The organism is candidate division KSB1 bacterium (genome assembly GCA_034521575.1).
In the GTDB taxonomy this organism is placed as follows: domain Bacteria; phylum Zhuqueibacterota; class Zhuqueibacteria; order Residuimicrobiales; family Krinioviventaceae; genus JAXHMJ01.
The window spans coordinates 699879-720462 of record JAXHMJ010000005.1; the positions used below are offsets into that span (position 1 = coordinate 699879).

Genomic DNA, 20584 nt, shown 5'->3' on the forward strand with positions numbered 1-20584 from the left:
TTATTGTTCATTGTCAAACCCAAACACCACCTCCCCGTCCCACCACAATCCAAGCCGCCAGGTGGTGTGCGTTTCGTTCTCGCCTTTTACTTTTTGATAGTTGTCATACATATTGTAGTACCATTCAGCGTTGACGCCCCAGTGGATAGACGGCTGATAACGGGCAGAAAGACCGATGCTGTTCCGCGTTTCAACAACACCGGTGGGAAAGGGTTCCGAGTAGCCTTGTTCTGCGGTGTAATCGATCCACGGGGTATCAAACGGCGTGTAAATCGATCCTTCACCACGGCGGGTGTGACTGTAGTGCAGCTTACATTGCAAATCCGCAGAAAACCACTGCTCGGCCTCGATCTGCAGCAAATCAAAGTCATTGCCCAGCGGATGCCCCAGGGGTTTGTTGCGGTGCAGGAAGACTTCGTGAAAGCTCAATGTTTTATAGGTTCTATTGGTGACACGTGTATATTCTCCAGACAATGTAAGACCGGAAAAAGCAAACGGATCAGACCATTTCACACCGGTGATCAATCCGATCTCATTGGGTTCTAAATCACCAGGTCTGGTTTTCTCAATTTGAATATCATCAATCAGCAGTGACGCGTAGACATGAAAAGAGTTGTGCGGATAATAAAGAAAATCCACAGCGGGAAGTACATTACCGGCGCCCGCTTCATTCTTTTGTGCTCCGTGATAAAAAAGCACCGGATTCAAATAAACGCTGTTAAAAGACTGATTTTCTCCACCATAAACCATGATCTCTGACACGGCAACCCTGAACCTGTTTTCAAACAAAGACAATCCCAATCGATGACCGGATAAATATCGACGTGCTGTAAACCGACTGGAATCTCTGGCCAATCCATTCATGGGATCAAGCTCGGATATGACAAACATATAGTCAAAAGGTCCGAATCGGGCGCGGGCGCGCAATTGATCAAGCGGTCTGGCATGATTGGATAATACCAGAGAGCCCGTCTCTCCAGGTCCCCAGCGCAGAAAATCCCTGCCGATTAATACATCAAATCGATCCCAATTCACACGCACATACGCCTGCTCGGTGTACCCGGCAATGCCCCGCCATTTATCGCCTTTATAGAGAGGATCATGATAATCATATTGATCGAAATTGACGCCGCTGTAAGCAAAGACATGCTCTCCAATCTGCGCTCCGGCACCGGCACGGTATATCCCCCTGTAAGCGGCATTGTTCTCAGGCTCATCATCCAAATTCGCTTCCAACCGCGCTCGACCTGTAATATGGGCACCGGTAGCTTCAGACATAAATTCATATTGGAGTTTTTCATAGATATGGGTAACAAAGGCGGAATTCAAAGCCTTTATTTTCTCTTCCTCGCCCGATAGTTCCCGGGCAACCTCACCGCGCGTGTACGGCAGTTGCAAGGGATTCAGTTCTAATAAAAATCCTCTGTCCTGCAGGACTTTTATATCATCATAGGCCCAGTGAAACGTCGGGAGTGTTTCGTGCACAGCTGCTTGTGAAGAGACAACAACCAGAAACAGACAGAAAAAGCAAATTTGACTGATTTTCATAACCAATCCATAGAATTATTCATAATGTTATTAATAGGCATGCTTGTTCCAAAAGCCTTTGAACGGCGTTTTTAAAATAATGGCAAGATCCAGAAGAAAAGACCAATTTTCAATATAAAAGAGATCGTATTCAATGCGTCGTTCAATCGAAGTATCGCCGCGCAATCCGTGAATCTGGGCCCAGCCGGTAATCCCGGCGCGAACCACATGCCGCATCATATAGCCGGGAATGTCTTGTTTGAACTGCTCGATAAAATGCGGACGTTCCGGACGCGGACCGACAATACTCATATCTCCTTTGAGTACATTCCAGAATTGCGGGAGTTCATCCAGACAAGTTTTTCTTAAAAAGGCCCCCACAGGCGTTACACGCACATCCTTTTCCTGTGTCCAGGTGGTGTCACTGACAGATTCAGGTTGCTGCTGCATGGTGCGGAATTTGTAAAAATCAAATTGTTCACCATTGTAGCTGATGCGTTTTTGAACAAAAAAAACAGGGCCCCGGGATGTTAATTTAATTGCAGTAGCAACAAGTGCAAACAGAGGCGACAAAATTAAAAGTGCAAAAAATGAAAAAACAATATCAAAAAGGCGTTTAACCCATTGATACTGAAAGGTATCGACAGGTGTGTTACGAATCCCGACTACAGGCATACCATCCAATTCAAACACTTTGGTACGCGGTTGTACAAGTTCAAATAAATCGGGTACAATATTCAGTTCAACGCCGGCAAACTCGCAGATATTGGCAACATTGCGAATTTGCTGTTTTTGATTGAGCGGCAATGTGAGCATAACCCGATCGATGGTATGTTTACTTAATATTTCAGATAATTGAGAAATCGATCCCAACAAGGGGGCCTGTGCATCCGCCGGCACACCGTTGTTGCTGCAATATCCGTCCACTTTGAATCCGTACCAGGGACGCTGCTCAAAAACAGTTTCCACCCGCCGGGCCAGTTCACCACCGCCGACAATCAACGCCCTTCGCTGGTTGTACCCAAGCGCGCGAAAATGAGCCAGGGTCATGCGGACCAATTGGTGCCAGATACCCAGCACCAGGATGATCCAAACGGCAAAAATAGCAAGCATCAAACGGGAAATGTCAAGGGGTTTGATCAAAAAACTCACGGCTGCAAACGCGAGGACAGCAAGACCTGTGGACACGAAAACAGGCCGCCAATCCGCCGCGCTTGAACTGACGCGCTTGGAGGTGTAAAGACCGGAAGACCAGGCGCTAAGCAGCCAAATGACAATGAAAAGAAAAAGTTCTATAATATAGGTCGATAGATCAGGACGTGAACCGTAAAAGACAGGTAACCAATTGAATCTGAACCAGAACACCATATAAAAACTTGTGCTTATAATAATCAGGTCCAGGACTCCCCAGATCATATTGAACCATTTGGCTTTGGTTTTCAGCATACCCCTCCTCCCATTTATTGATTTGGCTCCACTTGCTTTTGTATCCAGGGATAGGTTTTCTCCAATCCCTTTTTTAACGGATAATCAGGCGCCCAACCTAATTTTTCATGAATCATACGATTATCTGAACATCGGCCGCGCACTCCCAGGGGGCCCGGGATATGCTTGATTCTGCATGATTTCCCAGCAACCTGCATCACCAATTTGGCCAGTTGATTGATCGTGACCATTTCATCAGAACCAATATTCACAGGCCCGGTAAAATCAGATTCCATCAATCGACGTACACCTTCCAGACATTCATCAATAAAAAGAAATGAACGTGTTTGTTTCCCATCTCCCCACATCAAAATTTCACCCTTATCATCTGCCTCTGCCACTTTTCTACAAAACGCCGCTGGCGCTTTTTCCCGACCATCATTCCAGGCTCCCTGCGGACCGAAAATATTATGAAATCGTGCAATCCTGACCTGCATACCATAGTTTCTTCCAAAGGACAGATACAATCTTTCACTAAAGAGTTTTCCCACCCATATTCGCTATCCGGTTGAGCGGGATAAGCTGATTGTTCCTTGCAATTAGGATTCTCCGGATTTGTTTGATTGAATTCGGGATAAATACAGGCGGAGGAAGAGTAAAATATCCGTTTAATATTACGCCGATAACAGGTCTCCAATATATTCAAATTTATTAAAGCAGAATTATGCATGATATCGGCGTCATGGTCGCCGGTAAACACATACCCCGCTCCTCCCATATCCGCAGCCAGTTGGTAAACATGGTCAAATTTACGGTCCACCGCTAAAAGGCAAACTTGAGGATCCCGCAAGTCGCCTATAATAAAATCATCAGCCTGGGTTGGGGAAAATTGAGGATATTTCAAATCCACTCCCCGAACCTAAAAGCCTTCTTGCTTAAGGCGGTTCACCAAATGAAACCCTATAAAACCGCCGGCGCCACAAACCAATGCTGATTTCATATGTTTGCCTCCGATTTCAATATGTTTTCAAATTTATCTGCAATGGTAGCAATTTGAAAGTGTTTCTCTGCATATCTCCGTGCATTCTCCCCCCAAACAGAACGAGCGTCAGGAACATTCTTAAGATCCAGGATAATATCGGGCAATTGCTGCTTTTCTTCGAGTGCGATAACCTTGCCGGCTTTAATTCGTCGAGTTATTTTTGCCGACAAATTTTCCGGCGGAACGACAAGCAATGAAGGTCGCTGCGCACAATACCCTGACCACACTTTCGACGGAACACTAAAGATACCGGCATCCTCTTCTAAAAGTACCAGAAGCAAATCCGCAGCAGCAAGCACCTGAGGAAATTTATCAAACGGCTGCAAGGGTAACAATAGCAAATTGGACAATTCTTTATTCCCCTTTTCCTGCTTTAAATAATCCATCCCTTGCCCTTCCGATACAACCACGAAACAAATATCCTTGCTGGATTTCAGCGAAACAGCCGCATCTACGATGACGTCGGGATTGTGTTTCATACCAAGGGTACCGGAATATAAAACAACAAATTTATTGTCAATTTTTAAATCTTTAGACCAATCATTCTTTTTGGGCATAACGGGTATATCACGAATCGGTGCCCAATTGGGGATAACGGTAACTTTGTCTTCTGATATATTCCATGCATCGAGCTGGCGTCTGAATTCAGGTGCAATGGATATTATATGCGAACACGTTTGTAAAATGTTTCTCTCCAATTTGTCAAAGTGCCACCCAATAGCTCGTCCCAGGAACCCCATGCGCTTTTTTAAAAGACGCCGAGCTGCAACACTGATTATATCCTGCAACCAATGGATCATGGGGATTTTCAATTTGTTACAGGTTTTTAATAAAAGTCGTTGTGCTTCCAGAGGTGTATTCGAAGACAAGACGACATCTGGTTTCAATTTAGTGATTTCTGCGGATATTTTTACACCGTATTCGTGTTCCTGAAACCACCTTTTTACAAAATTCATTTTTTGTACGGGATCATGTTCAATATTAACAACTGTCAGATTTTCATTATCCGAGACCAGCCCTGCTTTCGGCCCCCCACTCGCTGACGTGTAAACATGCCATACTCGATGTCCCCGTTTTGCCAGTTCACGACTCAGATCAAATGGAAACGGATGCCCGCAGTAGTCGTGGATAATTATTTTCATTTTGATCTCACATCAAGCTTTCAATAATAATATTAAACTGTATTCTGAAAAGTCAAATACTTGCAATTGCATATATCACTCAATGAAAAACTGAACAATACAAATTCTAAAGGTGACATGATTTTTTGAATAGAAAATCACCTTGAATAGCGAGACCTTGATTATCATATGATAAATTATAGACTCCTACTAAAATAATATTATGCAAACTTAAAAAATCAATTATCTTATTAGCCAATACTTGGTCACTATATAGCTCAACGAAAGATAACTCACAATAAATATATTCAAACAAGTCAATAAATGAAACACAGCTTTCAAGCACCTGGTATTCGTAACCCTGAATATCTAATTTTAAAAGAATAGGGCTATCGATAATATTAAAATCGATGATACTATCTAAGCGTGATACCATAACATTACACATATATTCTTCATTAGTCCCGGGGAAAACGGATTCCTGAAGTTTACTGATTGGAAGGAGAGAGGAGGAATCATCCCGCCGGGAAACATGCATAACTGTTTCTCCTTCTTCATGCCCTAACGCATATTGGTATAATTGAACCTTCTCATCATTTAAGAATAATTCTCTAAATATATTAAAAGGTTTTTTCAGAGGTTCGAATGCAATAATTTTTGCATTCGGGAAAATATTCCTTGCAACGAGAGAAAATTGTCCTCTATTGCCACCGATATCAATAATTGTATTTATATTCATTGTTTTCAATACTGATTCATGTTCAACGCTGGCAGCCACACCCTTTAATAAAGCTTTTAAATACATTTTATTGCAAATTATTTTTAATAACTTTTTTATTTTTTTTTGTATAAATTGCATGATTAAATACTCGTAAAAAAATGTAAAAAAATCAGTTAATCATTTAAAATCAATATTTTTAAAAATCATTTTCCAGAACATTCATCTTTCTTATAGATGGTTTTATTAACATCTTGATTGTTCTTTTATATGTATTCAATTTAGATATTTGTTTCTTTTTTTTTTGATCATCAAAAACTGGAAGTATAGCTATCATTAATAATACTTTAATAAACAGTATTGTTGAAACTCCAAAAATAAATAAATAACTATTTGCTTTAGATAAATGCTTCTGGTAATAGTATAAACGACTTTTATACATTTGGACAAAATATTTACCCGGGAATTCTTGATTTAAAGCGGCACCACCATAGTGAATAATTTTTGCAGCTGGGAAATAACAAATCTTCCATCCATTTTTCATAAATCTATAACACCAGTCCGCCTCCTCTACCATAAAAAAGAAACCTTCATCGAGTAGTCCTATTTCATTTAAAGCCTCCCTTCGTGTAAACATGAAAGCGCCCACCACAATTTCAACATAAGTAATATCATTTGCATTATAAAATAAACCAAGTCCAATTTTTGTTAAAGGTTTTAGGTGATTGGAAATGAAAGCTCTTTTTTTCGGTGTATTTTTTCTAAAAAATTCAGGTATACATAGTTTTAGTAGATCATTGAATACTCTGGGATAATTAACAATGGACGGTTGTAGAGTATAATCTGGATTCAACAACTTACAACCTAAAATCCCTACTAAAGGATTCTGATCCATGTACGATTTTGCCAATTGCAGTGTATTGGGAAGAATAATAGTATCATTGTTTAGGAGCAAAATATATTTCCCGGTTGATAGCTGTATGCCTTTGTTATTTGCAGATGAGAATCCTTCATTATTATCATTTCTGGTAACAAAAATCATTTTTGACATTTTTTTTATTTCTTCAAGATTGAATTCACGAGAACCATTATCGATAACAATAATTTCTATATCTAGTCCATAACTATTTTCTATAATTGACTTTATACAATTAATTGTATATTTATAAGTATTATAATTTACTATGATTATCGAAACATCTTTCATTATGCCATCCAATATTATTGGAAACAAATTAATAGCTTTAGTTGATCAGAATTACAATTACAAATTTTAAAATCACAGATAAAACAAAAATTACTTAAAAATCTTGGATAATTCCGAGGCTGATGAATTAGCATCAATTAATTGCCGAATATATGATATATTATCTGGAAAGGACGCCCTTATATCTAGCAGTGAATCAATAAATGCTTCATCTATTTCATCAAAATCGTTCTTAATAACTAGACCTGTTGAATAGATTTTAATAAACTCCACAGCACCTTTAACATTCTCATTCACAATAGGAATCAAGCCAGTTGCAATATACTCTACAAATTTCACCCCTAACCTACTGTCAGATTTATTCATTAACTGGAGACCATAGTTGCATTCTGAATAAATTCCAGGCAAATCTTCATAGTTAACATTAGTAAACAATTTAATTTTATTTCTTATATCCATAAACTCTGAACTATTCAAGACACCTGTATATTTTGAAGGTCTAGTACTGGTAACAATATATAACACTGAATCATTATGAATATTACATATTCTTTTAAAAAAAGAAAGATAAGTATAGAGGTTATTCCAATGTCCCAAACTACCTGAATATAAAAAAGTAAACTGCTTATGAGCTTTGTTTATTGGCTCAAAATGATTAAAATCAACTTTATTGTAATATACTATATATCTATCTTTATTATCATCTAAGCCGGATCTATTTAAAAAATCTTTCTTCATTGTATTTGAGATGAAAAGCACTTTATTAGATCTATTAATCGTAACCTTTTCAAAGTATTTCCATAATCTCTCTGAAATTGAATTTTTCTTCCAAATACCGATTAAAACCAGTTCATTTATCATATCAGATCTTGGATCAAACACCAGTCTTTTTCTGTTTCCATAAAATAAACAAAACACTAATGCAATCTGATAAGATCGTAGGTTATAGTATAATTCTTCATTACGACACCAATCTGTAAACCTCATCATTATTATATAAAAAAATAAATTAGTAAACAAAAACGGTATTAGATACCATCTGGGATAGAAAAATCGTGATCGCAAATATAAAATTGGCCGAATAATCACATGTATATTTTTTTTTATAAGTTCATTTCTAAAAAATGCAATTTTTCTTCTATTTTTGATCAAATCGAAAAAAGATATGAAGGCAACAATTTCAAAAGAATAATCATGTTTTTGTATTAATTTTCTAAAAGGTATAATATGTTGTGTATATATAAGACCTTTAGACCAAAAATCCTCATTAAAAATCACAAGTCTAACTTTTCTATTTACCATTTTATTACGGTACTTTTGGTATCGGACGAGAAAGATTTTTCAGACATTCCAAATACTGTCCCCCATAAAATTGTCATTATTATAAAAACATAAGGATACATAATCAAATGTGAAAACATCGACATTGTAAAAAAAATGAGATAACTGGATAATAATGGTACAGCTAGATTTGATTTTATCTTGTATAAATAAATTGCTCTTCTTAAAATAATTAAATGTAATAAAATATAGATAATCAAACCGATTATACCATAATCATAAGTACATTCCAACCAATCATTGTGTGCAGAAAGCCCATCAAACATTTCATTTTTTACTTCATTGTGGCCATGACCAAAGATAAGATCTACCAATGAGCTGGCTTGCAATAAGCCTATCACCGTTTTATAAATCTCAAGTCTATAACTTCCCCTGTCATCAGTAATATTAAGAAACCTTTTATAAATCCATTCTTCATTAAAATCATTAATTTTAACAAAAATACCTAAAATTAAAATCAGTATTACCAAATAAATTAAAAAATACTGAAATTTTTTCGCTCCTTTTTTCATAATTATTTTCAAACCATATCCTCCCAATAATGCAAAAAAATAACTAATAATTGCAGTTCTTTTCAATGAAAATGCAACTACAGCGAGTATTATTATTTGAGAAAATATTTTTAGCATTTTGTTTGAGATGAAAAAACACCAGGGTAAAATCAATAATGTGAAATAAGATATATTCAATTGTAACATTGTATTTGTTAAATATTGATTTACATAATTATATTCTCTAAAAAAAAAGAATGAAAAAATTAATAACAATGTACAAAAAAGAGCAATTAGATTATTTAAAAGCATCTCGTTAGATTTTTTGAAAAATATATAGAAAAAAAGGATCGATAATGGCCAAAATAATACTTGGTATACATATGCAAAAACATTCCATATCTGATTCGTATGAAATACACTTGTAATATAGATGTAAATACTCCAAATTATTGTCCACTTGAAAATACTGCTATTTTTGGTGGAAATATTCAACAACGTATAGGTAAAAAAGAAAATAATTATTATTGATTTCAGTAGTTGATAAACGATTATACTTTCAGATTCATCAATACTTCTTAGCCTAAAATAGTATTCAAAACCAAGATAAATTCCGATAAGAAGTACCAGAATCCTAAAAAAATATAATTGTATCTTATTCATCAAAATAAATCTTTACTCGATCGATAAACTTTTGAATACTTGTCTTGAAATGTACTACTAAATATATAAAATGTAATACCTTAGCATAAGAATATTCTAATGAAAAATAAGAAGGGATAATCGAGGCAAACGGTAAAATTGACTTTAACCTCTTATTTATTTTTCTTATAGCTACTCCCTTGTAGTAAAAAGCAGGGGGGGGGTATTATCAACAATATTATCATTATATACTGCTAAGAATAAATCGAACCATTTCTTAGTAATTACCTGGAATGAAAAATTATCTTTAATAAATTGAACTGTTTTATTTGAATTATAACCTTCTCTTTGAAGTAAACTTATGATGGCATTTGCTAATTGATAAGGGGATGTTTTATCCAATAGTATTCCACTCTCTTTGTACACCGTATCAAGATATCCAGGACATTTTTTAGTTACAATGCTACATCCAGCGAGTTGTAATTCTATTGCTGTATAACCAAATGTTTCTGTAAGACCACTAGGGTTGGGCACTCCAACTTTAGTTTTATTTAGAACATCTTTTTTTTCAACCCCGAGAATACCTAAAAACCTAACGGAAGGTAAGATATTACCCGATGAATCTAATATATATTTGACGAACAATTTCTCATAATATTTCTCTGCTAATCCATACTTTCCAAGTTTTGTTTTCCTATCATACAACTGACCGGTGCCAATTACATTTAATGTAGCATCCGGCACCACTTTTAGCACTTTTTTCCATGACTTTGCTAACAGATGGAAACCTTTATGTGGTGACAGGCTTCCAATATATGTAACTACATTCTCTCTTTGGTTATCTATTTTATAAAGACTATCATTGCAATTTACCCCATTAAAAATATACATCGATTTTTCATATAATTCGTGATCCAGCAACAAACCTAATTGTTCTTTCCCCACACATACTACTTTAACAATTTTCAAATTTCGTGAATAATAATTTATCCATCTTGGGGGAATAAAAGTATGGGCCCAAATTATTACTTTACATTTCAACTTTGATATTGAAGAAAAAAGTTCTTCGTTTGCATCTAATTCATTTATCCTGCTTACTACTAATATATCGATATTATCATGCAAAATGAATTTTCCAAGCTCATTTGTAGAGTCTACAAGAGTAGCATTAATGTCAGAGGGTAACATCATCTTTGCTTCGAGATAAGTTTTGAAAACAAAAGAAGAGGTTTTAAATAAATTCAAGTAATAAATAAGTGAAATCATTGCATAAAATGTACCACCAATTCCAGGATTTCCCCTATCTATATTCCTGCAGTCAATTTGGGAAATTCTTTTGTTTTTCAGATAAAATCCTACTCTAATATTATTCATTTATTACAGTTTTTGCTTAATTTATTTAAAAAAATACATGATCTTTTTTTATGCTGTTCAAATTTTATAAAAACCCTATTGTAATCGATCATTTCATCGATATTAATTTTATTAATATTATTTACATATCTACTATCAAGATCCAAGCTTTTTAATAAATATCCCTGTCGCTCTGAGGAACCTGTATTAATGGTAAAAAAATTCTTTTTAAAGACAATAGATAAAGCAGTTCCATGAAAAGAAGTAGTGATAACATAAGAAGAATATTTTATTAAATTTAAAAATTCCACAGGTCCACAAGTCTGAATAATTCGATTTTTAAATATCAAATTATTTAAACCAGATAACAATTGGATGATCCGAAGTCCTTCTTTTTGGGCAATCCTTTTTGCTAACAACATCGCCCTTTTATCTTTAACCACTTGGAAAACGAAAATATAAGGTTCCTCAATAATATTAGCTAGTCCTAACTTCCCATACATTTTTTGATCTATCAGTAAAGTAGGATCAATAGTTGTTATTATTTGTTTATTTGTATATTGTTTTAATAGTTTAATCATGCCAGACTCTCTGACTGAAATATAGTCCAAATCTTTTAATTTATTCTTGATATCCTTTATATTTTCTCTATTTTTTATTTTGGAAAGATTCCCCATACTCACAGCATATGCCATCTTGATACATTTCATTTTTTTATCAAATTTTAGGAAATATATCTTATCCCACCCTCCTGTTAATATGGGATTCCATATTTGATCACTTCCACAGATTAGAGCATCAAAATCTTTTAATAAATTATTTAAATCCTGAGAATCTGTTGACGTTATAATTAAATTAGATTCTAAAAATTTACTAAAACTCAAATTCCTTTTAATTACCAATCCAGTATTCAAGTTATAAAATATCAAATATTTTAAAAAAGTTATTAATCTGCGTTTGTGGAACAATGTTAATAAATTGAAAGGTTCATAATGATCTTCAATGTGTTTATTTCTATAGTCAACAATCTCTACCTTAAACCCTTTGCTTATAAGATACTGTTCAAGTGCCCAAGTTTGTAATACCGCACCATAATTAACTGCACGGTGAAATGTAATTATCCCGATTTTTATATTATTATTGTCCATAGATCTGCATTCATACGTAAATATAATAAATTATTAGTCCTCCATCGAAATAAAATTATAGGCTTTACCTACCGTCTGTTATTAAATAATGCAATCATATCGCAAATGCAACATTGGTTAGATATATAACATTTTTTAACTTGGTTCATAAATCTATACATTACTATTACCTAAACTGAGCGATTCTTCGAAAAATAAAAAACCTTTTGGGATTATAATGGATTGTTATTATTTTAATTAAGACAAAATCAACTAAAATCAATCCACGCACCCAAAAGGTGACAATAATATGAAGAAAAAAACCAATTCAAAGCAAGTAAAAATTTCAAAAATCGAGGTCACAACTGAAAAAATGAGCGGGCGCGGCGGCCTGTTTTTCTTTATCAAATATGTCGAAAATATTGGTTTTTTCAAGCTTTTCGAACAATGTCTTGGTTCTCTAAAAGGTTCGGCCAAGGGCATTAGTTGCTTTCAGTTTATTAAACAAGTTGTGGGCTGGTTCATTGATGGCACCGACCGTTCCATGTTAGGCTTTGATCGACGTAAAAACGACGACGCTTATGCCGCGCTCCTGGAGAATGAGCCTTGGCACATGGCGACATCGCATCAGATAAAGAGAATGTTTCGCCGACTTGGTTTTGTCGGACAATGGCTCTTTCGTTCTATTTTGCTCAAGCTTTTTATCTGGCGCCTTCATGTTGAAAAGCCCAAAGTGATCATATTATTCGCTGATACGGTGGTCTTTGACAATGACGATGCCCAAAAACGTCAAGGCGTTAAGCCAACTTATAAGAAGAAAAAGGGCTTTCAGCCGCTGCAAATCAGCTGGGGGCCTTATGTGGTGGATGCATTGTTCCGTCCTGGCAATGTGCACTGCAATCATGGGACAGATTTGAGAAAAGCTGTTGGACGTTTGGTCAAAGCGATTCGAACCCATTATGCTGATGTGCCAATCATACTGCTTAAAGACAGCGGTTTTTTAGATGATAAGAATTTCAGATTTTTTGAAGAACGCCTCGGCATTCATTATGCGTGCAGCGGAAAGCTCTATAAGGGTATTAAACAATATGTTAAAGAAGTTCCTGTTGATCGATTTCACTTGTATCAAATGTCGTGGTCGTTTGTTGAATTTGGTAACCGGCTTGACACGTGGTCTACATTTCGGCGATGCATTTTCACATCACAAGAAACCGAAGATAATGGCCAGATGACCTTTGATTTTGCTCGACCGGACAATGTGATTTATACAAACATTGGCCAGAATAAAGAATGTGATGAAAAGCTGGTGCAGGCAGTTGGCGATGACTATTTAAAGGCGGAAAAGATCATTGAATTGGATCATAGTCGCGGCAAGGGTGAACTTGTTCATCGTTCACAAAAGGATTTTGTCGTATGCGAGCAGCTTCCCTTTAAAGGCTTTGGAATGAACAGAGCCTTTTATTACATTTTTTTGATGAGTCATTTTCTATACGAAGCTTTCAAGCGTGATATGACCCAGGATGTGTTACCGGTTACGAGCTATCCCAGCACTTTTCGCCGGACTGTAATTGATTTTGCTGTCAAGATAATATCGACGAGTCAACAGGTAATCTTGAAAGTCACCCAAGCTACTTATGATGCATTAAAAATTCCACTTTTATGGCAGGCGATTCGCGAACAAAAACCAGCTTTCATGACATAGAGCAAAATGTTTCCAGAAAATTTTATTTCACAGGATTGATACGCCCTAATGTTAGTTTTTTCATGTTTTTAGGCATAGTTCATTTTAAAAACAGGTAAAAAGACTTTTGTAACATGAAAACAGAATAGAATTTACACAAATAGACATGACTGGCTCCCTTTTGAGCCAGTTTATTTTGTTCTGTTTTAAAATCGCTCAATTTAGGTATTAATTACATTAACAATATTTTCAAGAGTATATCTTTTAGATATAGGTATTTTAAACTCTTTAGGTGCAAAACCGCAGCTAATCATAACAACAAAAGTCTCTGAATCCTTTATTTTCGTTAATCTCCTCATCAATTGTTCTTTGTTCTTTGTAAAACTACAATTGAGAATACATGCTGCTATTTTATAATAATGCAGGGCATATAAAAGATTCATCGCATAAATACCGCCATCAATAAATAGTAAGTTTCTTTCACTCAAAAAACTATAATTTCCCAATTCAGAAGTAATAACTATTAATTTATTAGCAAGTTCTCCAAATCCCCTATTGCCTCCTTGCGCGCTAAGAATCTTCTTTATTTCTTTTTTATTGGAATAAATATATACTCTCACAGATTGTCGATTACAGGCTGAGGGTGTATTCCTCACCAGATCCATCGCTTTGTAAAGCAAGTCTATGGGTATATCTTCTTCCGCGTAATTCCGAACACTTGATCTGGAGTTGGAAAATACAGGGAAAGGACTTTCACTATGTTTAAAGAATTCATTATCTGTTATTTTTCTTTGAGCGCAGCGGTTCATTTCTATCTTTATGTGAGCTTTTAATTCATCTACACGCTGTAAAGTAGTCTTTTCTAGCTGGTATCCGTTTTTTTGATTAAATTCAATATATTCAAATATTACAGCAATAGCATGTTGCAATTGTTCATCGGATTGTCCATATTTTTTAATATACTCAATACTGTCATTTATCAATACCTCTATTACCTCTTTACCAAATCCCAATCTAGGTTCAGGCATGACCAAACCTTTTTCAATGACATGATATCGTGCAATTATTTTTCCTGTAAGCTTGCTTCTATTATTTACCATCGCTGTCGCTGAATGATGGTAATAACGCATTAAATCATACCAATACTCTTTAATTGCCGCTCCTAAAAATATCCAAAAAGGAGAAAGTATTTGTTTTAAATAATATTTAAAATTTGTTCTTTTATCCATTTACTTTTAACATTTCAAGTTTAAAACCTATTTTTTAACTCATTAACTATATCAAATTGCATTTTATTTTTCAGAATAAAAATAATCCAATACAAATTAATCAACAATAAAATAATTCCAAGAGAATAACGATAAAAATTGTTTTTTATCAAACTCGTTATGATACTCGCTACAGTTAATACAATAAAAATAAACAATATTTTTTTCAGCAATAATGAGAACTTTATATTAACTAATTTTTTGCAAATAATCCAAGCCATTAAAAAATACAAGGTATATCCTGCAAAATAATTGATGCCCAAACCAGAAAACCCTAATATTTTTGTAAAAAAAATTAATAACAAAAATTCAATTATCCAAAAAACAGATTGTATAAAAATATAAACCAAAGATTTACCTTTTGCCATAATTAGATACGAAAATGGGAATGCCATTATTCTAAGGCTCACTCCCAATATTTGCCATCGAATTATTCTCGCTCCTTGAACAAATTCAGATGAAAAAATTAAAAATAAAACCAATGGCGAAAAAATGAGAATTGCATTAACACCTATACTTGCAATGAGTATTCCTAATTCCATTTGCTCATTGATTATTTTCTTTAATTTTTTTTTGTCACCCACAACCATCGTTAATCTGGGCATTAAATCTACACCCATTGAAGTTAGTATTATGCCTATATATATATTTGAAATTGACCAACAAGCACGATAAATCCCTACCGTATCAACATTAAAAAAATCTTGCAAATATATATTAGAGAGGTATGTCATTACTGTGGCAACAATATTTGAAATACAAAAACCTAAACCCAAATAAATCAATATTTTGAATTCACGTACTGCCTCGGTTATTGAGGGTATAATTTTTTTAATATCTAGTTTATTAACAAAATACCCTGTTGAGACTGCCATGGCTAATCCTACGGTAAAAAGAAAAAGGGGAATTCCACTCGTTCCCAAAATAAAAATAACAAATATCGCTATAGCTGATCCGATAATTGAGCCAATAATTTGACTCCATGCTAATCCTTTTATATCTCTCAATCCCGTTAGTATTGAAATCTGTCCTTTAGAAATTCCATTTAATAAAATAACAAATGATACTATAATGATTCCCCAATAATATTTTTCAGAATTCAAAATTACCAGAGATATTTTTTTTGAAAAAAGAATGGAAATAATAGCGGCGCAAATTGAAACAATTAAAATACACCACCTAACAATAAAAATTGACTTGTATACTTTATCTGGACTTTTTGAATTTTTTGCGATCTGCCTTACACCACTTTGGTCAAGACCTAATAAAGATATTTGCGACATCATTTCAATATATGATTGATATAATCCCCATGTTCCAAATCCCAAAGTTCCGGTAAATAAGGCGAGCATTTTGTTCCTTAACAAACCTGATATAATTTTAAATACCTGTACAAGTCCGATTACTCCGGTTGTTTTAAAAATATTCCTATATGGATTCATTACGCATCGTCTAATTTCTTGAATAAATTATTGCATTCTGTAGATTTTTTTATTTCGCTACAATTGTAATGTATTTTTTTTAGTTCTTTCAGATAAAGTATAAATTTCTTGATTGAAAATTCATGGGTAAATCAATTTGTTTAAATAATCATGGAAATTAAAATCATTATCCCCATAAATTAATATTTTAACTAACTTGTTCAAGAAGATATAAATTTCGTTTAAAAATCATTACCACTATTATCAAGCTTTATAGCTTTAATGGGCTCCTTTTCCGTTTATTAATACAATTTGTAAAAATATTGTTGAGATTATTTTAAAAAAGAAATACAAACCAGTTATGCCGTTTCTATATTTATTCACTGAAAAGCATTATAATATTGAAATAATTATTAAAACTGCATATCTTTATTACAATTTCACATTTAAAAATTGATTCCTCTAATAAGCTTGAAGGACAGTATATTTTTTCGGAAGTTAATTCTTACTTACTCGTTGGATACGCGTCTTTTATTATTTCATCACGGAACGGTTCTATAATGATTTCCCAATTCATCTCGTTCTTATTTTCATTTACTCTTTCATCAATAATTCTTTGATAAATAGCAGAAGGAAATATCGTTCCCCAGTAGTTGTATTTTGCATTCATATTATGCGGATTATCAAACGGAGATGGTGTAATCCAAATTATCCTTTTACTATGATCTGAAATAAAATTATTATTATTAATCGTGATATAACCATGCTTGTAAAGTACGATACAATCAGTTTTAAAGTCTTCGAAAGTATTTTTATTTACTATAACATTGGAATAATACTCACAATAAATGCATTGCTCTAATGATAAAAAATAGTTATACCACAATTCAACCTCAGAATAGTATTGTATTACTATAGGCCCACTATGATCGAATATGCAATTGTTGTAAAGTTTAATTTTAGAACTATTTAAAATAAAAGCAGGATTTTCGCTTTTTCCCTCACCTGCAATTAATGAATTACTTATCTCTCCCTCTGTATTGGATTCACATTTAATACACGAGTTTTTCAATACACTTCGATTAAGTTCAAATTTGCTTAATCTTTTCAAATAAAATCCAAAAGATAAAACGTTTTTAACATAAAAATTATCAACATATATCTGCCCCTCATCTATCACAAACCCTGTATCGCATTCTTTCATAACACAATGGTATATATCACATTTTTTACTAGAATTTATTTGAATTCCCCGCCACTCTTCATCATCCGCCACAAACCAGATCTTGGCCGCATTGCTGCCGTAGGCGAGCAGCTGTCCATGCACAATCAATCCTTTCCCCCGCTGCGACCGCACCACCACGCCCTCATTAATCAGCAGCGTCCCGCCTTCCGGAACGGTCACATCGTCTTCAACGATCACGTGCTGGAACGCCGGCCACTCGGTATAGCTGTCCAGGGTGCCGGAAACGTGCTGTTCTGCATACAGCGGAATCGTCTGCGGTTCCGTATCCGCGTTCACATTATAGATATAGCGCCAGCCGTAACCGAATTTCCGCGCCACCAGGTTATAGTCACCGGCCGGAATATTGGTGATTCGATAGGCGCCGGCGGTATCGGTTGTGGCCGTGTACAGGGGTTCGGAATCGCGGTGATCGAACAGCGTCGCCTGGTTCAGTTCCATACCCACCGTGGGAAAGCGCTCGCGCATGCGCGCGACGGTTGTGTCCGGCTCTGTCAGCGGATAAAGTTCGATCATGACGCCGTCGTCATCGGTGCCCTTTACATCGACAAATCCGGACAGGTTAAACTGTTCAACAGAGATCAAATTTCGCGTACAGTTCAAAAGGACTGATGTCAGGCCAAAAAGACCTATGGCTATTAAATATTTATAATGTTTCAATGATGCTCTCTCGATAGATGGATTTTTTCAATAATTGAAATCTCGCAAGTATGAAATCTGGAACAACAATATCTTTTTTACCAAGAAAATACTCTGTTTGTAATGCTACAGCTTTTTAGCTGTGAATTTCAGCTACAAACCATTTTAATACTACAGTTATGTATTATTGCAAGTTTGTACATTATTATAATCTATACGTCTCACAAAAGTCGTTCACCATAACGGTCTCTTCAAGGTCAATATCCTTCATCCGTAAAATGAATTCATCACAAAAATCAGGCTCTTGCACAAATTTTTTCTTGATAAAATTCATATCCCGCTTTAAATCAACGACCATCTCATAGACCTTTTCAATGGTAATGTCTTTTTTATCATGCATATTTTAATTCTCCTTTTGTTGGAACGGGAAATATTATCACAAAGATTCTGAATATAATTCTATTTCTTTGATTTTATAAAGCGATTTATCAAGTGACCAGTATTGAATCATTATGGTATGGCTTGCTGGCAATAATTGCATGGGTATCAAGGAAAAACCTATTCCCATTCATCTCTTAATATCCGTTGTTCTTTTATGGCATTTCCTTTCCATTCTAATCTGCCCGCTAAATCGGTAAAATGATACTTTTCAATTGTGTTATAAGGAAGGATAATGATTTCGGCTTTTTCACAATTAAAATCAGGTGGTAATTTAATCGTTATTTTTTTATTTTTTATCTTTTGTATTTGTTTTATTGCTTTCATTGTGCACCTTCATCATTGTCCTGGGTAGAGATTGGTGAATTGTGATTCGTATTTTATATACTGTCAAATGAGTAGATTGGGAACTGTTTATTTTCGGCTCCATACCTGTTAAATGGGAATCTGCTTTTTAACATAACAGTACGTACTCCAGTATGTACTGTTTGTTTTTTTGATCTCAATCAGAATCCTGATCCAGTTCATATATAAGCGAATAAAATGTTTCCAAGTCGATGAGATGGTTCTTTAAAATCTCTTTTAAAATGACAACATTGATTTGCTGATAATCATGTACAGCGATATTGCGGAATCCTGTCATTTTCACCATTTTTTCGCAGAGTTCAGCATCTATCACTTGATTATCTCGCAATATCATAAAACACTCCCGATAACTGGCCGGTAGTTTTAATCCGCGTTGACTGATGACGACATTGGCCATATCGATGGCTGCCTGAATAGCACGCTGCAGGTTCAAAACAAACACATCCTGCACCATAATATCATTTAGTTTATCCGGATCCAATTGTGTCGCTTTTTGGATTGTATTCAGGCAATTCTTGATGATCGAGATTTTTGACAAAATAACATCTTGTTCAAGCATACAACCGCCCGTTGAGCATATGGTCTTCTATAATTTTACGACTCATCTTGAAATCCAGGTATCGGCTGATGGTCATGGCTTTATAATTGAGAAAAAAACCGGGGTCAGAATTAATGATCAGTTCACCATTGGCCATGACCTGCATGGCAATGATCAGATCACAATCATTCAAAAAGACAATATCCAGTTCATGCGATGATAATTCGTAAAATTGTTGATAAAAATTCATCTTTTCTCCGATACCGGGACGGGCTTTGCGGTGATAAACCGCCAGGTCAATATCGCTGTCATTTTGAAATCGTTCATTCAGCAGAGATCCAAAGACCAGCGCAAAAACAACCTGGTCTGTCATCAACATTTTAAGATTTGATATAATGTTTTGTTTGTGCGTCATTGTTTTGGGTTCTATAACGAATCGAGCAAAAAGTCATCAAGATAAAAATCCAATATACAGTTTTTCTTTGTATATTTACGCCTCTAGCGTACATCTCTTTTAAAAAACCAATCCACACAAAGAGGCAAAAATCGCAAAGAAAAACAAGAGTTAATCCATATTATGCTTTCAAATAGCTGAGAATACTTGTTGGCCTAAATTTTACCATTTTATTGTTAAGCGTTTGTTTTACCATGTGCACTTGTTTCTTTATTTTTTCCTCTGCGACCTCTCGCGGCTCTGCGTGCAATATTTCGATAATCAATTCACGCAAAGAAGCAAAAATCGCAAAGAAAAAATGTTTCCCTCTAATACCACAAACAACATGTATGGGTGTCCCGTTGTCTGTAAATCCGGCCACCAAACAACTTTTTTCCTCTACCCGTATCAATAACCTGATCAACCGTTAGACCATTTTGCATGCGACACTGGAGGGATTAACTCTGTTTAACAAGCTTTAAACACAGCTTCGCCATGTCAGTTACACAGAATCGACTGGCGTAAAACTTAAGATATTTTGCATTTGAACCGACGCTGGATCA

The 20584-nt window shown here is 35.0% G+C and carries 18 protein-coding genes and 1 pseudogene; 1 reads left to right on the forward strand and 18 read right to left on the reverse strand.

What is annotated here, in order from left to right; genetic code table 11:
* The 10 genes and pseudogenes from U5R06_16030 to U5R06_16075 all read right to left on the reverse strand — a co-directional run bounded on the left by U5R06_16030 (window position 1) and on the right by U5R06_16075 (window position 12015).
* A complete protein-coding gene (locus U5R06_16030; protein ID MDZ7724265.1) occupies window positions 1-1548 on the reverse strand; it encodes a capsule assembly Wzi family protein in 1548 nt (515 codons plus the stop codon).
* Window positions 1549-1578: 30 nt separating this feature from the next.
* On the reverse strand, window positions 1579-2973 hold the full coding sequence (locus U5R06_16035) for an undecaprenyl-phosphate glucose phosphotransferase (protein ID MDZ7724266.1): 1395 nt from the start codon (window positions 2971-2973) through the stop codon (window positions 1579-1581).
* A 14-nt stretch (window positions 2974-2987) separates the two neighbouring features.
* A pseudogene (locus tag U5R06_16040) lies at window positions 2988-3952 on the reverse strand (NAD-dependent epimerase/dehydratase family protein).
* The gene (locus U5R06_16045) at window positions 3949-5136 is read right to left on the reverse strand and encodes a glycosyltransferase family 4 protein (protein MDZ7724267.1); all 1188 of its coding nucleotides are present in this window, start codon (window positions 5134-5136) and stop codon (window positions 3949-3951) included. Before U5R06_16045 ends, U5R06_16040 begins: the two are co-directional and overlap by 4 nt.
* A gap of 106 nt (window positions 5137-5242) precedes the next feature.
* Window positions 5243-5974: an FkbM family methyltransferase gene (locus U5R06_16050; GenBank protein ID MDZ7724268.1), complete on the reverse strand. Its 732-nt coding sequence runs from the start codon at window positions 5972-5974 to the stop codon at window positions 5243-5245.
* Between the two features lie 58 nt (window positions 5975-6032).
* Window positions 6033-7040 (reverse strand): glycosyltransferase family 2 protein, encoded by a 1008-nt coding sequence (locus U5R06_16055; protein MDZ7724269.1) that lies wholly within the window; start codon window positions 7038-7040, stop codon window positions 6033-6035.
* 90 nt (window positions 7041-7130) lie between these two features.
* Complete coding sequence (locus tag U5R06_16060) at window positions 7131-7901, reverse strand: glycosyltransferase (GenBank protein ID MDZ7724270.1); 771 nt, start codon at window positions 7899-7901, stop codon at window positions 7131-7133.
* A 434-nt stretch (window positions 7902-8335) separates the two neighbouring features.
* Window positions 8336-9535, reverse strand: a complete 1200-nt coding sequence (locus tag U5R06_16065) for an O-antigen ligase family protein (GenBank protein ID MDZ7724271.1) — start codon at window positions 9533-9535, stop codon at window positions 8336-8338.
* A 171-nt stretch (window positions 9536-9706) separates the two neighbouring features.
* On the reverse strand, window positions 9707-10888 hold the full coding sequence (locus U5R06_16070; GenBank protein ID MDZ7724272.1) for a glycosyltransferase: 1182 nt from the start codon (window positions 10886-10888) through the stop codon (window positions 9707-9709).
* Window positions 10885-12015: a polysaccharide pyruvyl transferase family protein gene (locus U5R06_16075; GenBank protein MDZ7724273.1), complete on the reverse strand. Its 1131-nt coding sequence runs from the start codon at window positions 12013-12015 to the stop codon at window positions 10885-10887. The genes U5R06_16070 and U5R06_16075 overlap by 4 nt, the downstream gene beginning before the upstream one ends.
* A gap of 289 nt (window positions 12016-12304) precedes the next feature.
* On the opposite strand from U5R06_16075, the gene U5R06_16080 reads away from it, so the two are divergent.
* Window positions 12305-13696, forward strand: coding sequence for an IS1380 family transposase (locus tag U5R06_16080; protein ID MDZ7724274.1), 1392 nt, complete (start codon window positions 12305-12307; stop codon window positions 13694-13696).
* Window positions 13697-13896: 200 nt separating this feature from the next.
* On the opposite strand, the gene U5R06_16085 is transcribed toward U5R06_16080, so the two are convergent.
* From U5R06_16085 to U5R06_16120, 8 genes are all read right to left on the reverse strand, one after another.
* Window positions 13897-14904, reverse strand: coding sequence for a nitroreductase family protein (locus U5R06_16085; protein MDZ7724275.1), 1008 nt, complete (start codon window positions 14902-14904; stop codon window positions 13897-13899).
* 20 nt (window positions 14905-14924) lie between these two features.
* Window positions 14925-16385 (reverse strand): oligosaccharide flippase family protein, encoded by a 1461-nt coding sequence (locus tag U5R06_16090; protein ID MDZ7724276.1) that lies wholly within the window; start codon window positions 16383-16385, stop codon window positions 14925-14927.
* 484 nt (window positions 16386-16869) lie between these two features.
* Entirely contained in the window at window positions 16870-18210 is a 1341-nt protein-coding gene (locus tag U5R06_16095) for a right-handed parallel beta-helix repeat-containing protein (protein ID MDZ7724277.1), read from the reverse strand.
* A gap of 241 nt (window positions 18211-18451) precedes the next feature.
* Window positions 18452-18646, reverse strand: coding sequence for a hypothetical protein (locus U5R06_16100; GenBank protein ID MDZ7724278.1), 195 nt, complete (start codon window positions 18644-18646; stop codon window positions 18452-18454).
* A 158-nt stretch (window positions 18647-18804) separates the two neighbouring features.
* On the reverse strand, window positions 18805-19011 hold the full coding sequence (locus tag U5R06_16105) for a hypothetical protein (protein ID MDZ7724279.1): 207 nt from the start codon (window positions 19009-19011) through the stop codon (window positions 18805-18807).
* A 175-nt stretch (window positions 19012-19186) separates the two neighbouring features.
* On the reverse strand, window positions 19187-19609 hold the full coding sequence (locus U5R06_16110) for a DUF86 domain-containing protein (GenBank protein ID MDZ7724280.1): 423 nt from the start codon (window positions 19607-19609) through the stop codon (window positions 19187-19189).
* Complete coding sequence (locus tag U5R06_16115) at window positions 19602-20003, reverse strand: nucleotidyltransferase domain-containing protein (protein ID MDZ7724281.1); 402 nt, start codon at window positions 20001-20003, stop codon at window positions 19602-19604. Before U5R06_16115 ends, U5R06_16110 begins: the two co-directional genes overlap by 8 nt.
* Before the next feature lie 160 nt (window positions 20004-20163).
* Window positions 20164-20403, reverse strand: coding sequence for a hypothetical protein (locus tag U5R06_16120; GenBank protein MDZ7724282.1), 240 nt, complete (start codon window positions 20401-20403; stop codon window positions 20164-20166).
* Window positions 20404-20584 lie beyond the last annotated feature (181 nt).